Origin of the sequence: Breznakia blatticola, from assembly GCF_004365815.1 — a bacterium.
Taxonomy (GTDB): Bacteria; Bacillota_I; Bacilli_A; order Erysipelotrichales; family Erysipelotrichaceae; genus Breznakia; species Breznakia blatticola.
Map to the genome: position 1 here is coordinate 35634 of NZ_SODD01000002.1, position 16875 is coordinate 52508.

Sequence of the window (16875 nt, forward strand, 5' to 3'; positions counted from 1 at the left end):
TAATATAGATGAATAGCTAATTATCAAATGCTTTAAGTTAAGAGATTGAGAGTTCATAAACGTTTTTGGCAAAAGAAGATTGAAGTTTTATGATTATCATGCTAACATGGATTCATTGAACATATATTCAATGAATGGATTATTAATGAAATGGGAGCGCTTATGAAAACAAGACAGGAACAAAAAGAACAACGATATAAAGATATTTTACTTGTTTCTTTAGATTTATTCATTCGAAAAGGGTATTCAGCAACGAAGGTTAAAGATATAGCTGATGAAATGAATATGAGTGTTGGACTGCTCTTTCACTATTTTGAATCGAAAGAACGATTATATATTGAATTAATAAAAATGGGTGTATTGGGACCGAAACAAGTACTTTCTGAAATCGACGATGTTAATCCTTTGTTATTTTTTGAAACATGTGCAAAACAAACGTTAAGTTATGCAAAAAATTCTATGTTTACCGCGAAGATGTTTCTTCTGATGGGAAATGCTATATACAATGAGGGGATACCAGAGGAGGCAAAAAAAATAGCATCGAGCATTAATTTTTATGAAGAGACGATGCCTATTATCGTGAGGGGACAGCAAGAGGGGACAATACGCCAAGGTGATCCCTTAAGTTTAGCGACGACGTTTTGGACAGCTTTACAAGGAATAATACAAATGTATGCATTAAATGAGAATATGCAATTACCAGATTCAGAATGGATTGTAGATATTATCCGTGCAAAGGAGAAAACGTTATTATGAAAGTAATTATTATCGGCGCGGGAATTGCTGGTTTATCAGCTGGTATTTTTGCACGTCAAAGTGGATTTGATGTGACAATTTTTGAAACTCACACTATGCCAGGAGGTAATGCTACTGGTTGGAAACGTAAAGGATACTATTTTGAAGGTGGAATGCATTGGTTAGTGGGGTCAAGCGAAAAAACTGAGTTAAACAAATTGTGGTATTCTCTAGGTGCTTTACAAGAAAATAACCCTATATTTAATCGAGATCCATTTCTTACATATGTAAATGGAGAAGAAAAAATAGCATTATACAGAGATACGGATAAACTGAAAAAACACTTATTAGAAATATCTCCACAAGATGAAAAAGCTATATGTCAGCTTATAAAGGATATTCGAGCACTAAAAAAAGCAACTATGCCAATTACTGATATAAAAGGTGTGAGAGTTCATCATAAAACTTCAATACCTTTGTCTCAACTATTTGCGTATGTAAAAGCCGCAAAAACTATGGCAAAGTTATCAAAAATGAGTATTGATGAATACGTTGGGTGTTTTAAACATAAAGGTATACACGAATTATTAAAATCAGTCATAGCTATGGGTGAATATAGTGCGACTTCACTTATATTTACTTTGGGTGGTTTAGCTGAATATGACAGCGGGTATCCAAAAGGTGGTTCATTACAAATGGTTCAAAATATGGCAAATACATTTGAAAACATTGGTGGCGTTATTGAGTATGGAAAAAAAGTTAGTTGCATCAATGTCGTAGATGCACAGGTGAACAGTATAAGTATTGGTAATAAGTTGTACATGGCTGATGCTGTGATAGTTACGTCCGATACTTTAGTAGCAACTGAACAATTGTTTGATCCTCCTCTATGTGAAGATTGGATAACTAAACTAAAGGATGAAATAATACCTGTAAATTGTACTTTTATTTCTTTAGGTGTAAAACAAGATATGAGTCATTTACCAACAAATATTGTGCTTTCGCTCAAAGAACCTTTTGTATATTGTGGTAGGACATATACATCAATAAGTTTGAATAATTATGCCACCTTTGAGGGGTATGCTCCTAAAGGTTGTACAGCAATTACTATCATGTTGTATGAAGATACATATGATAGATGGAAGCAATTATATTTAGAAGGCACTTATCAAGATAAGAAAGAAGAGTTAGCGAAAAACATCATTCAACTTCTTGAAGAAAATTTATCAGAAATAAAGGGTAAAGTTGAAGTTTGGGATATTGCAACACCGTTAACATATGAACGGTATTGTGGGACGTTTCGTGGTTCATGGATGTCGGTTATGAAACCAAAATCGAATAGTAATACTTCCCCATCTAAATCAAAAGATATTAAAAATCTATATTTTGCAGGTCAAAGACTAATGATACCAGGCGGAATGCCTGCCGCAATGGTTACCAGTAGAACAGCGGTTCAACACCTTTGTAAAGACACAAATACTGTATTTCAAGGGGGTTGGGATAAGGAAAAACGAGTATAGTTTACTTGACAAAAAACTAAGAAGTTTCTTATCTGGAATTTAACAAAGTTATCAAATCATCTACGATTATAGTTGCTGAAGTATGATATTTTCTTGTGATATCAAGAATAGTGCATTATATGGTCTTAAATCATTTTCATATATTGATAATGGTATAAAGACGATGTTTTTATTTGATCCTTAATAGTATTATTCTAACAACATAAATACAATAAATTCTTATTTAGTCTTGTATAGTATGCAGCAAATATATTCAATGGTATAATACATAAGAATGAAATATAGAGGATGATTCATGAAGCATGCAACACAGTTTGGAAAAGAAAAACAAGTTAATCAAAAACTGATTCAACATGAGATAAAAGATGCCATACGTTTGAATAAATATATTAGTAGTTCTGGATATTGTTCGCGTAGAGAAGCGGATAAATTAATTGAACAAGGACTTGTAAAAATTGATGGAATTACAGCAACAATGGGAAGTAAAGTACAAAATTCACAAAAAGTTACAGTTAACGGAACTATCATACAACCAACTAGTAAACTTGTTTATATCGCTTTACATAAACCAAAAGGAATCACATGTACTACAGACAAAAAAGATGCAACGAATATCGTTGATTATATGAATTATGAAACACCAATTTTTCCAATTGGAAGGTTGGATAAGGATACAACCGGTTTGATTTTATTAACCAATGATGGAGATATTGTAAATAAAATTTTACGTTCAGAACATGCGCATGAGAAAGAGTATATTGTGCAAGTGAATCGTAAAATAAAGAAGGATTTTTTAGATAAAATGGCAAGTGGAGTTACGATTTATAATGCAGTTACGAATGCACATCAAACAACAAAACCTGCTAAAGTAAAACAACTGAGTACACATATATTTTCACTAATTATTAGTGAAGGGATGAATCGGCAGATTCGTCGCATGTGTACAGCACTTGGATATCATGTTGATGCCTTACAACGTATACGCATTATGAATATTAAAATTGCCAATTTACCAGAAGGTATGTGGAGATATCTTAGTGAAGATGAACTAAATATCATGAATCAACAATTACAAAAATAAAGCCAAAAAGGCTTTTTTTCAAATGAAAGGAGAATTATGGAATATACAATTGATCAATTACAAGAAGCAAAGAAGCAATTACTTTCTTTGATTCATAAAACAAGTGAGGTTGTTAAAACCTTGGAAGCAAAGCAAGAAGAAAAACGTTATAAGTCACAAATTACACTTGCTAAGCGTAGAGTTGAAGCATTTCAAATTTCTGTTGCTTTACTCGATGAAAAAATAAACGAGATGTAAGTTTTGTCACAAAGAAGCAATCTTGTTTTATTTGCCTATATTTATAGGACATTTTTCGTATTTGTTGCTATGATATGTGAAACAAACAAGGAGATTATGAATGAATGTATTAGCAATTGATATAGGTGGAACCTTTGTAAAGTATGGTCTAGTTGATGACAATAATCAACTGGTTCATACATGGAAAAAAGAAACGAAAGCATGCAAAAGTGCAGATGAGTTTTATGATGATATTTGCAGTGGATTCGATTGTGAATATGGCTTGGTAGGTATTAGTGCACCTGGTGTGCTAAGTGATGATGGAGTAGTAACAACTAAAGCTGGTGGTAATGCAATTATCATGTATCAAACCAATGTCACAAATGAGATTGCAAAACGTCTACAAAAACCAGTAGCAACGATTAATGATGCAAAAGCAGCAGGGTACTGTGAATCGCAAATCGGAAATGGAAAAGGTGCAAAAAGTTCTGCATACTTTATTATTGGAACTGGCATTGGTGGATGTCTATGTGATGATCGAGGTGTAATTACTGGTTTTGATGGTGCAGCAGGAGAGTTATCTAACTTACCTGTTGGAATTAATGAGAAGACAAATGAAATAGAAGTATTAGTTGAACACGCAGGTGTTCCAGGTTTAATTCAAAAGTATAATGCGCTTGATAATGAAGATGTCAAATACGGCAAAGACGTAAGCGAACAATTTATTGCAAAAAATCCATATGCAATCCAAGCAGTTGAGTGGTGGTGTGCAAACATCACATTGGGTCTACATGCAATAAATGTTGTGTATAATCCAGAGGTGATTTGTATTGGGGGTGGAATATCTGAAGCTCCATGGTTTTTAGATACATTACTTGATGTATACAACAATAAAGTATCCTTTCATTTTAAGTCAGCATTCCATCCAACAATAACAACCTGTAAATTTCACAATGATGCAAATTTGCTAGGTGCAGCAATTTTTGTAAGGAACTATGTCTGTTAAATAAAACATAAAGTAATTCACAAGAGTTAGTAGATAGATGAATTACTTTTTTTATGTTTCAGAGTATAAAATCATCTATTAATTATAGTTGATAGCGTTTTTTTAAATAAAGCAATTTTTACTAAAATATGAAGACTATTTTGTAGATACTCTTGTGTTTTTTTAAAAAATGAAAATGAGTATAATAGAAAAAATATAAAAGCGTCAATGTGAAACTCTTCGTTTTTTACATAATATAAGCAATGTGTTAAAATTGTTAAAAGGATGGATTTTGTATGAAAATAGAAGTAATCACAAAGAAGTTGAGTGTATGTATACTGGCAGTAATGCTTTTGATATGCACTTCATGCTCATCAAGCAAGGAAACAAATGAAATTAGTAAAACGAGTGTTGACTCATCAATTTGGGGATTTGAACGTACATATGAATCATTAGATACGCCATTTAATAGTATGATAAGTAGTGGTGTTCAAACAAAGGATGGCTATTATTTTATAAATCGTTTCAATGACAAAGAAGGAGGTTACAAGGGATCAGTTTTTTCTCAATATAATAGTGAGAATGATGAATTTGAAATTGTGAATTCAGAAAAAACAAAAAATTGTAACTTTGATAACCCAGAAAACTGCAGTAGTTTTATTAGCGAGACTTATGACTATTTAAGTTATTATAACAATAAATTGTATGAAACCTACGCAGAGTTTGATGTTGAAACGGATATGTATACTTATATTTTGATTGAAATGGATATGTATGGTAAGAATCGTAAAGAAGTGTTTACGAAAGAAATATCATCTAAAAATATTGATTTTATACCGTATTTTACAATGGGATATATGATTTATGTGAGTGGAGGAGAAATTGGAATAGTTAACTTAGAATCATGGGAATGGACTACGATAGAAAATCAAAAAACTGCTATTTTTAATAACTTATTCACAAATGAAGGTAAAATTTACATAAATGCAAATAATTATAAAAAAGCTGATAAATTTTACTCATCAGCATTATTTGAAATTAATATAGAAAAGAAAGAATTAAAATTTGTAAGAGATGTTGATTTGATGCTCTTGTATTATAATTCGCAATTTACAATTGAAATGATTGGAAATCAAACATTTTACTGTGACTCGAAAACAAAGGATAAAGTAAAATTATCAGACAGTTGGGGATATGTGTTTGCTGATCCAAAAAGTGGATTGTATATTTACAGCGATTATATTGAAGATTCCCTTGGAAATTTGAATTATGTACTATTCGATTCCAAAGGAAACATTTTAGATACTTTTGCTAGACCAAAAGAGTATCGAACAGGTGATATATTTATTGATTCAACTTTTACTTTCGGAATTGCTGAGTATCAACCAGACGGTTCGTATCGAATTGTAGGATATAAAGAATTACGTATTGAAAATAGTAAGTTCACCAATTTACGCGATTTAGGAAAGTAGAGTATCGTATATGAAGTTGATAGTAAAAAATGTGAGCATGAAATTTGGAGATGTTCAAGCATTGAATGAAGTGAATTTAGATTTAGAAGATGGTGTATATGGATTGATCGGTCCAAATGGATCTGGAAAAAGCACATTGATTAACTGCATTACAACATTAATTAAGCAAACATCTGGAACAATTACTTTCAATGAAAAAGAAGTAAATCAAAAATATACAGAATATCAAAACTCTATCGGATTGATGCCGCAAAATATTGATGGTTTTGATGATTTTACCGGTATTAGATTTTTGTATTATATAGCTACTCTAAAGGGGTTATTAAAAGAGGATGCGACCACACAAATAAACCGTTTGGTAAAGAGAGTGAATCTTGAGAATGTAATTCATAGAAAGATCAAAACATATTCGGGTGGTATGAAACAAAGACTTTTGTTCATACAAGCACTTTTATCTAATCCAAAAATTATTATTTTGGATGAACCAACTGCAGGACTAGATCCGTTTGAAAGAATCAATTTACGGAACTATATTTCCGAAATAAGTGATGGGAGAATAGTTATTATAGCAACTCATGTTATGCAAGATATTGAATCAATTGCAAATTCAATAATTCTGATTAGAGATGGAAAAGTAGTTAAAAACGGTAAACCTGAAGAACTTATTCAATCAATAAAACCGTATGTACATGAAAAAATGATTAATGAATCAGATTTACCTGAGTATCGTAATAAGTATAAAATATCAAGTGTTTCTAAATTGCGAGAAGGAATGTTTATCCGTTATTTAAAAGAAGAAGCTACAAAACAAACACAAGCGATTCCTAGTTTGGAAGAAGTATACTTATATTACTTAACTTAGAAAAGAGAAACTCATGAAATTAGTATTCTACGAACTGAAAAAAATAATATCTAAGAAAAGTTTTTTAATGTGTTTGATTTTATGTGTTGTCTTTTTAATCTTTTTTGCATTTTCAACAAGCTCTTCTACGAATATATATTCATATCACAAACAGTATAATGAAATGCTGCTAAACAGTCCATCATATGAAGAAACATATCAAAAACTTGTTACTCTAGAAAAAGATTTACAAAATAGTTTGCAAACAAATTCCGAGAATGAAATTCCAACTAGTGCTAATGAAAATACTGTCAACAATAGATATGGAATATCAGATGAAGAAGCTTACATATTAGTGAGTGATGCATTGCATTATGTTGAAAATATAGGTAATTATGAGAAATATCAATCTGGAATTATACAGTCAGATTTAGAACAACAAACCAAAGCATCGTATGAAAATATAGAGAAGGATAATGTTAAAATCGTAAACTATCTTGCAATAGAAGCGAGTTCGAAACAATATATTGTTTTTGTTTTAGCTGTTTTCGTTTCAATATATGCGATATATATACTTAATAATTTTGAACAAGAATCCAATACAGCTGGAATAAGTTATTTATCGAAAAAAGGAAAATTCTCGTTATATAAAGCGAAGTTTTTAGCGATTTCATGTATTTCAATATCCACTATAATTGTATTTTGTGTATTCTTACTTGTTATAAACTCAATTATATATGGTTTGCCAGATATGTTAGCAAATATACAAAGTATACCCATTTTTTATGAATCACCATATAATATATCAATACTCGCAGGTATATTTTTATGCGTTGGTAAGCAAATTTTTCTTATTATAGGATTTATTAGTGTGTATTACTTGTTACTATCCTTATTAAGAAGTGATTTGCGTACCTCTATTGTGATATGTCTATTTTGTTTGCTTGAGTTTTTCTTTTTGCAAGCCTTGTCTGATTACTCAAGTTTAAGCATACTAAGAAAGTGGAATATTTTTAATCTTGCTTATTTCGAAACATTAATAAATGAATTTGGAATGCAAAGCCTGTTTGGGATTCAAATGAAGGAATGGCAAATTTTTATACTATGCATGATAATACTTCTTGTAGTTACAATGAGCGCTATTTATGTCTATAGCAAAGGATGGATTAATTCTACTAAAACAATAACAAGACATAAACCTAATACACGAGGAAAACATGTAAGTCTGAAAAATCATGAATTCTATAAGCAGTTTATTAATGGAAAAGGCTTATTTATTATAATTGTTTCCATTTGTTTTTGCCTGTATATATCATATGGTTTTTTCGATAAAATGAATCAAGTGAATTTTTCTTCTGCAGAGGAACAGTATCAAATATACGGTGGTAATCTTTCCAACAAAAAGATAAAGAAAATTGAAGAAAAGAAAACGGCAATTGAGAACGAAAGTATTATGTTCCAAAAATCAAGTTCAGATTATGAAAAGGGCTTACTAACTCATGAAGAATTTCAACAAATAGAAGATGCTTATATTTTTAGTTTAATGGAAAATCGAGCATTTGAGAATTTTTATAGTGATTACTCGAATATTATAGGAACGACAATTGTATATCCAACTGGGTATCAAGCTGTATTTTCTTTGAATACATATAGTAGAGATATGATGTATGGTACATGGTTTGTACTTATTGCTGTCTTACTTTTTTCAGGACTATATTCAATTGACAAAAGTGCAAAACAGGAAAATTTGTATAAACTAACACTCTACGGAAAAAAACGCAGGTTAGACACGCAAAGACGTATTGGTTATCTTGAGAGTTTAATAATTGCATTCTTGCTGTTTTGTATCTCTTTTGTTTTATTTGTGTTAAAGTATCCGATGAGTGGATGGTTGAATGATACTATATCGATTTTTCGATTAGATACTACAGTGAAAATTTACGATCCAATGTATCTACAAGTGCCTTTACTGATAAATTTCTTGTATTTACAAATATTTCGTTTATTAGTTTTATTTACAGTACTTGAAATCGTCTTAGTGTTTTCTCAAGTTCTTCGAAGTAGAAAAAATACAATTACTATTATGTTTATTCTTGTATTACTTCCATTCATGCTTGCTCAGATAGGATTAGAAGGTTTTCAATATATATCTTTAATTCATTTGTTATCAGGAAACATAATTCTTCACACATCGATTTTTGGTATAGGAGGAATGTATCTAATAGCTTATGTTTTGATTCGTATCATTTCATTTAAGCTAGCGCAAAAGAACTATTCTCTTTAACAAAAAATACATTTGTAAGGAATATGTACGAAGTTAATAATTCAAAAAATGTATAAGCAAATTTAAATAAAACAACCATAAACATTGAACAAAAGGTGTATTTTACCCTTTTGTTTTTTTTACGTGACAAATTACATAATCATTATTTTGTTTTATAAAGTGACAATTTTAGGATTTCGAAAAAATATATTGCTATTATGTAAGCGTATTCAAAAGATATCGAATTGAAGACAAACTTATACAAATTTTATGACGTAGTCGATGTATAAGATCTATTTTTTACGAATAGGGCCTCGATAAAAAATAGAAAATAATGTGTGAATGTTTAAATAAGAGAGGGAAAAAATGAAGAAAATTATGTTAAGTTTTTTGACTGTATTTTTACTCGTATCATTTGTTAATCCAGTGAGCGCGTTAAAAAAAGAGTCAACGATTGATTTTGATGATTACAAACAAAATGATGCTTTCTCATATCTAGTTTCAGTTGATAGCGGAAAAATATTGACTGTAAATGATGATGGTTCTAAAGTTATGGCTACAGAAGATGAAAAAGAAGGTAATGACTTAAAGAAAGCTGCATTATTTCAAATAATTGAAAACGAAGAATTGCAAATCGTTCAGTTTCAAAATGCAGAAACAAACAAGGTTTGGAAAGCGGATGGTTCGAATTTGTTAGCTAATGGAGGTTTTCAAACTGGAATTCATGCAGGAAGCTGGGAAGGTTTTAAAATCGAAACAGATAGTGTTGATACAAATATTATACGTATTAAGACTTATGCAAATGCATACCTTGCGATTGAAAATGAAACATTAGTTGTTGGTAGTACAGATATTAACAACGCAGCGACATTTTATATCGTAAAGAATAAATATGATGATGTTAGTGTGTATTTCGAACACGTAGAAACACAAAAATATGTTCGTTCTGATGGTGTACTTAACAACCCTGTAATGGTAGATGGAGAAAAAGAAAATGATTTAATTCCTGATACAATGCGTTTTGATACAGTATATGGGGAGTTCAATGGTAATGAGGTTATGAACTTCATTTCAAAAAATAATTCAACGTTACGTTGGCAATCGGGAGGTATAAGCGAAGTAAAACAAATTAATGGTAATACTGCTAGTGGATGGGAATCGATAATTGTTAAACCAAATGGTGATGGAACAGTATCATTCTATGCATCTGACTCAAATAAATTGATTACTGTAATTAATGGGAAAATGATAGTTGATGGAGCAGTATCAGGACAAAACGATCGTTTCATCGCTCATTCTGTTATACGTCCAAAGAAAGTAGATAATTTAGTTGCCAAAGATGTGAATCATGATAAATTTACGGTTAGTTTTGATAAACCTGAAAGTTCACCAATTTATTCTGGTTATCAAGTAATCGTAACACCTAAAGATTTAGGTACTGGTTTAGATACAATCACAGTAAATACTGCAGATACATCGGTTATGATTGAAGGAGTTAAAGCAGGAACGGAATACAACATTGAAGTTCGTACTGTAATCAATAATGAAAGTGACAATTTTGCATCAGTTGCGACAACTGTTCAAACAAAAAATGGACCAAGACCTGTAAATGTGACGAATGTACAAGCTAAAGAATCTTCAAATGAAACGAAAGTAACTTGGAATGCAGTTGATAGTGCAACTTCATACGAAGTATATAGAGCAAGAAGTGCATTTGATAAAGATGGATATACATATATTGGTTCTTCAACTTCAACAAGTTATGTTGACAAAACACCGAATGCAGATAAATACAGTAACTACTACAAAGTTGTTGCAGTAAATGAAAATGGAACATCTGACATGTCGGATTCATATGGTGCACTTGAAAAAACGTTATTTGGTGAGCATATGATCTTCTTTGCAGAAACAGATGATGCAAAGAAGATTGATGAAGTTGTAAATGAAGTATTTATTAAGCAAAATGATATTCAAGCAGATGCGCAGTTTAACGAAAATCGTTATGCACTATATTTCAAACCTGGTGATTACACTGATACAAAACCAATGGCATTAGGTTTCTATACACACATTGGTGGTCTAGGAAAAACGCCATATGATGTGAAACTGACAAATGTTGAAATTCCATCATACTTGAGTGCGGATAATGCAACTTGTAACTTCTGGCGCTCTATGGAAAATATTTCGATTATAAAAACAAGTGATAATACATCCGCGTTTGGTTCGTATCGTCCTGGTTCATTTAACTGGGCAGTTGCACAGGCAGCACCATTACGTCGAATCTATTCAGAAAGACCAGTGAACTATGACTGGAACTATGGATGGGCAAGTGGAGGATATACTGCAGATAGTTATATTACTGGAGTTGATAACGAAGGAAATTCAGCAGGAACTTGGTCAGGACAACAATTCTATACACGTAATACACAACTGGCTGGAAATGTGTTTGGAACTACACTAAATGCATTCTATCAAGGTGTAATCGCACCAAACTTGGTACGTGATGGTGTTAATGAAGGTGTTGAATTGATGAACCAAAATGGATATACAAACTGGCAAAATACATTTATTGGGACAGATGGAAAACTTGCACAAAGCGTTGATACGAATATTAGTGAAACGCCAATTATACGTGAAAAACCATTCTTGTTCTTAGATGATGATGGAGAATATAAAGTATTTGTTCCATCAATCAAAAAAGAATACAAAGGAACAAGTTGGAAAAAAGATAATATGGGTGAAGGAGAAATCGTTTCAATCGATGAATTCTATGTCGCAAAAGAAGGTGATTCTGCAAGTACAATTAATGAAAAATTAGAAAGTGGAAACCATGTATTTTTTACACCAGGTGTATATCATGCTGAAGAAGTAATTGAAGTAAACAAGAAAGATACAATTGTATTAGGTACGGGTATGGCGTCAATTATTCCTGATAATGAAGATGGAGCTATGCGTTTAGCAGATGTTGATAATTTAACAGTTGCTGGTCTTATTTTTGATGCAGGAGCACATTCGAAAACACTGTTAGTTGTTGGAGAAGAAGGAAAACATACAAGTCATGAAGATCAACCTACACTATTAGCTGATTTATTCTTCCGTGTTGGAGGTACTACAGATCAACTTACGAAAGCTGATGATGCATTAATTATCAATAGTGATCATGTGATCGGTGATCATTTCTGGATTTGGCGTGCAGATCACGGTGCAGGTGTGGCATGGGATGGAAATGAATCAAATCATGGATTAATTGTAAACGGTGATAATGTAACATGTTATGCACTATTCAATGAACATTTCCAAAAGTATACGACACTTTGGAATGGTGAAAATGGAGCGACATACTTCTATCAAAACGAAACGGCGTATGATCCAATCAGTCAAGATGCATGGACGAACCACAAAGGAACAACCAATGGATATGCATCATATAAAGTTGCTAACAAAGTAAACAATCACTATGCAGTTGGTTTAGGTATTTATAATGTATTTATTTTCACAGGACCAACATATGATTCAAGTGAGGTGCAAATTCAATTGGATAGTGGAATTGAAGTTCCAAACAAACCGGGTGTACTTATTGAAAATGCATGTATGCAATCATTTGCTAAAGAATGGAAAGATGGCGGAGTCCTACAGAAAATCAACCATATTGTAAATAATGTTGGTGATGAAGTAAGTAGCGGGTTTGACGAAAAAACAAATACGTTTGGATATGGATGGCGTCGTGTATTCCTTTTAAACTACAAAGATGGAATTGCTAATACATTCAGCCATAAAGATGGAAAAATCATTACCGTAGAAGGTACGCAACCGATGAATGATGCAGGTGATGTAGATTTAAGTGAACTTGCAAAAGTATATGAAGAAGCAAAAGCCATAAATGGTACATATACTTCAGAAACATGGGCAATATTTGAAGAAGCGTTTACTGCTGCACATGAACTATATATTGAAAAAGGTGAAGACTGGGCAGTGCAAGCCGATGTGGATGCAATGGTACCAGTGTTGCGTGCGGCAATTGATCAATTAGTTGTAGATACATCAAAACCTGTGGATCCAAAAGACCCTGTAGATCCAAAAGACCCTGTAGATCCAAAAGATCCTGTAAATCCAAAAGATACAACAAAACTACCATCAATCGCAGCTGATGGAGTAAAAACAGGTGATGAAACAAACGTGATTTTCTATGGAGTTATGTTATTAGGTGCACTAATTGCATTCGTAGGAATTAGAAAACATGAAAAGGATTAAATTACTACTTATTGTGTTATGTATTGTATGTACTTTGCCATTTGGTAAAGTACATGCAAAAACAAACGATACCAATCCTTTAGAAGCATGGAAACATGAAGCAATCATAACACCAAGTGTCGATCAATTGTTGCCAGCTGGGCCTATTCAAATTAGTTTTAAAGGTTTGCAGGATGGACAATTATCAATTGACTCATATGAAGTGTATGTTGATGGTGCATTAGTAGATACACTGCCTCATAAAGATAAAGATATCTACAAAGTTGAGTATTATACAACTGAGGTAAATGTTCATACGATTCAAGTGATTGCAATTAGTGATGATGCATTTCGCTTGTTGTCCAATCAACGAAGTTTTGCGGTTTCAAAAAAAGGTTTAGGAATCGCAAAAGGTGTACAACCAGACGATTTAAAGCTTTCATGGTATTACAATTGGGATAAAGAACCCAGTTTGCCAGAAACAAGTACGCTAGATTATATTCCAATGATTTGGAGTAATTATACAGGTAGTGAAACGTGGTTGAAAGAAATGTCTAGTACATATCATACGGTATTAGGATTTAATGAACCAGATCTTGCAGTCCAAGCAAATTTATCTCCCAAAGAAGCGATTGCATATCAACATCATTTTACGGAAAGTGGCTTACGCATTGGAGCTCCTGTTGTGACTTGGAAACCTACGGAAAGTGCTTGGTTTTTAGAGTACTTAGAAGGTATTGATATGGATGAGATTGATTTCATTCCAATTCACGTATACTTTGATTGGGGAGATGCAAATATGGCCAATCTTCTTTTTGAGGTAATTGATGAAGCTTACGAAAAGTGGAAAAAACCAATATGGGTAACTGAATATAGCCTTGCTGCGGATTGGGGTGGATATCGTCCTGGTAACTTTGAAAACGAAAGTTATACAAAAGAGTACATGGAAACAACAATTCGTGGTATGGATGAAAGAGCATATGTGGAACGATATGCATGGTTCTCATTTGGTATAAATGACCAACAAGGAGGAGCAACTGCATTATATGATGAAGCAAATGGTTCGCTCACAAATCTAGGTAAATTCTATAAATCGTTAGGTAATCCAAAAAATAGTAGTGCAATGACAGGTGATACATATTTTACCCAAATTGGATATTATAAAGATTTAGAGACATGGATTGAAAAATCACAGCAGTTAAAAGCAAATGACGATTATGCTAATTATGTAAATACTAGTGATTTTGAGTTGATCTTACAAGAAGCAATTTCCTTTACTTTGGAAGTCGAAATTAGCGAGCAAGTACGTATTGATGATATGTGCAACCGTCTACAACTTGCATATAAAGCTGTAAAAAAGGTTGATGAACCAAGTGAAAATAAACCAAACAAACCAAGTGATGATCAAGAATCTCAAAAACCAAATAAAGATCATTCTACATCTGATATCCAAGATGAAATAAATCTACCAGCAATTGCAAAAGATGATAATGTAAATGCTAAATCAGTATCGACTGCAGATACAACTCAATTTGAACTCTATGTTGGATTAATGGGTTGTAGTATGCTATTGGTTGGATACATATTATATAAAAGAAAAAGAGAATTACTTTAATTCGTCAAGAATCAGTACATATATATTTATAATGTATTGATTCTTTTTTTGTGATTATACGTGTTATGTGAATTAATAGTCTTTTTCGTTGCGTAAACAGTGAAAATCATCTATATTAAGATAGCGATATATAAGGAATGAAATTATGCAAATAGAAACATTTAAAAACTATCTTGATGCACATAATCTTGATTATGAACAACAAGTTTCTTTAAAAGAATATACAACATTACATATTGGTGGAAATGCCACATTTTTTTGTGCACCTCGTTCAAAAGAGGAAGTAAAAATGCTAATTCAACAAGCAAAGGCTTGTGATATTCCATATTTTATTTTAGGAAATGGAAGTAATGTATTAGTGAGTGATGATGGATATGATGGAATCATTATTTATTTGAAAAAACATATGCATCAAATTTGGCATGAAAATCAAAAAGTATTTGCACAAGCAGGTGCAATGCTTTGGGATGTTTGTGAGTACGCATATAATCAAGTACTTACAGGTTTAGAGTTTGCCTATGGAATACCAGCAAGTGTTGGTGGTGCGACTTTTATGAATGCAGGAGCCTATGGTGGAGAACTAAAAGATGTACTTGCAACATGTATTACGGTTGATGAAGACGGAAATTTTCATGAATATACAAATGAAGAAATGGAATTTGCCTATCGTCACTCACGTTTGAGTGGTACGCCTGAAATTGTTTTAGAGATTTCGATTCAATTAGAAACAGGAAAAGCAGATACAATACGTGCACGTATGGATGAGTTATGGGAAAAACGTCAAAGCAAACAACCATTAGATAAACCAAGTGCAGGTAGTACTTTTAAACGACCCGTTGGAGGATATGCTAGCGCACTAATTGATGAAGCAGGTTTAAAGGGTTTTGTCTTAAAAAGAGCGATGGTATCAGATAAACATGCAGGTTTTGTGGTCAATCATGATGGTGCAACGTATGAAGAGTTCATTGAACTAATTGAACACATTAAGAAAACAGTGAAAGAACATAGTGGAATATGTTTAGAAGAAGAAGTACGAATACTAAAATAGGAGTTTTATGAACGCAAAAGAGATGAATAATAGTTTATTAAAAACATATCGTAAAGATGTTTTTTCCAAATTTATGAAAGCAATACGTGATTACAAACTGATTGAAGAACATGATGTGATTGCAGTTTGTATTTCTGGTGGAAAAGATAGCATGATTATGGCAAAGTGCTTTCAACTTTTAGCACGTTTTAGTGCGATACCTTTTGAAGTAAAATACTTAGTGATGGATCCAGGGTATTCACCAGCAAACAGAGAAATGATTGTTCATAATGCGAAACGTTTAGAAATTCCAATTGAAATTTTTGATTCAAAGATTTTTGAGTCTGTCGAACATATTGAGAAAAATCCATGTTACTTATGTGCAAGAATGCGTAGAGGCTATTTATATCGCTTTGCCAAAGAATTAGGATGCAATAAAATTGCATTGGGACATCATTATGATGATGTCATTGAAACAACTTTGATGAATCTGTTTTATGCAGGTGAAGTGCGTACCATGATGCCAAAATTACACGCAACAAACTTTAAAGGGATGCAATTGATACGTCCACTGTATTTAGTTAGAGAAGATGATATTCTTGCATGGAAAGATTATGTAGGAATGGAGTTCTTACAATGTGCATGCAGGTTTACGGAAGATATTGAAAAAGCGGATCACGAGCATAGTAGTAAAAGAAAAGAAGTGAAACAATTGGTTAAAGAACTACATCAAAGTAACCCATACATTGAAAGTAATATCTTTCATAGTATGAGTAATGTAAACCTAGATAAAGTACTTGCATATTATGATGATGAACATGAAGTTTCATTCCTAGATACGTATAATGATAAATAGACTGTTAGCAATTTTGTTAGCAGTTTTTTTGTGT

The 16875-nt window shown here is 32.1% G+C and carries 12 protein-coding genes; all 12 read left to right on the forward strand.

What is annotated here, in order from left to right:
• The first annotated feature begins 162 nt into the window (after positions 1-162).
• The 12 genes from EDD63_RS00985 to EDD63_RS01040 all read left to right on the forward strand — a co-directional run bounded on the left by EDD63_RS00985 (position 163) and on the right by EDD63_RS01040 (position 16841).
• Positions 163-756, forward strand: coding sequence for a TetR/AcrR family transcriptional regulator (locus tag EDD63_RS00985; RefSeq protein WP_134167563.1), 594 nt, complete (start codon positions 163-165; stop codon positions 754-756).
• Entirely contained in the window at positions 753-2255 is a 1503-nt protein-coding gene (locus EDD63_RS00990) for a phytoene desaturase family protein (protein WP_166667497.1), read from the forward strand. The genes EDD63_RS00985 and EDD63_RS00990 overlap by 4 nt, the downstream gene beginning before the upstream one ends.
• Before the next feature lie 295 nt (positions 2256-2550).
• Entirely contained in the window at positions 2551-3336 is a 786-nt protein-coding gene (locus EDD63_RS00995) for a pseudouridine synthase (protein WP_134167567.1), read from the forward strand.
• A 36-nt stretch (positions 3337-3372) separates the two neighbouring features.
• Positions 3373-3573: a hypothetical protein gene (locus EDD63_RS01000; RefSeq protein WP_134167569.1), complete on the forward strand. Its 201-nt coding sequence runs from the start codon at positions 3373-3375 to the stop codon at positions 3571-3573.
• A gap of 100 nt (positions 3574-3673) precedes the next feature.
• Positions 3674-4558, forward strand: coding sequence for an ROK family protein (locus EDD63_RS01005; RefSeq protein ID WP_134167571.1), 885 nt, complete (start codon positions 3674-3676; stop codon positions 4556-4558).
• 275 nt (positions 4559-4833) lie between these two features.
• The gene (locus EDD63_RS01010; RefSeq protein WP_134167573.1) at positions 4834-6009 is read left to right on the forward strand and encodes a hypothetical protein; all 1176 of its coding nucleotides are present in this window, start codon (positions 4834-4836) and stop codon (positions 6007-6009) included.
• A 37-nt stretch (positions 6010-6046) separates the two neighbouring features.
• Positions 6047-6871, forward strand: coding sequence for an ABC transporter ATP-binding protein (locus EDD63_RS01015; RefSeq protein ID WP_166667498.1), 825 nt, complete (start codon positions 6047-6049; stop codon positions 6869-6871).
• Between the two features lie 13 nt (positions 6872-6884).
• The gene (locus EDD63_RS01020) at positions 6885-9134 is read left to right on the forward strand and encodes a hypothetical protein (protein WP_134167577.1); all 2250 of its coding nucleotides are present in this window, start codon (positions 6885-6887) and stop codon (positions 9132-9134) included.
• Positions 9135-9479: 345 nt separating this feature from the next.
• Positions 9480-13364 carry a fibronectin type III domain-containing protein gene (locus EDD63_RS01025; protein ID WP_134167579.1) on the forward strand — a complete coding sequence of 1295 codons (3885 nt, stop codon included), beginning with the start codon at positions 9480-9482 and terminating at the stop codon, positions 13362-13364.
• Positions 13351-14958, forward strand: coding sequence for a glycosyl hydrolase (locus EDD63_RS01030; RefSeq protein WP_134167582.1), 1608 nt, complete (start codon positions 13351-13353; stop codon positions 14956-14958). Before EDD63_RS01025 ends, EDD63_RS01030 begins: the two co-directional genes overlap by 14 nt.
• A 145-nt stretch (positions 14959-15103) precedes the next feature.
• Positions 15104-16006, forward strand: coding sequence for a UDP-N-acetylmuramate dehydrogenase (gene murB / locus EDD63_RS01035; protein ID WP_134167584.1), 903 nt, complete (start codon positions 15104-15106; stop codon positions 16004-16006).
• A gap of 7 nt (positions 16007-16013) precedes the next feature.
• Positions 16014-16841: a tRNA 2-thiocytidine biosynthesis TtcA family protein gene (locus tag EDD63_RS01040; protein ID WP_134167587.1), complete on the forward strand. Its 828-nt coding sequence runs from the start codon at positions 16014-16016 to the stop codon at positions 16839-16841.
• Positions 16842-16875 lie beyond the last annotated feature (34 nt).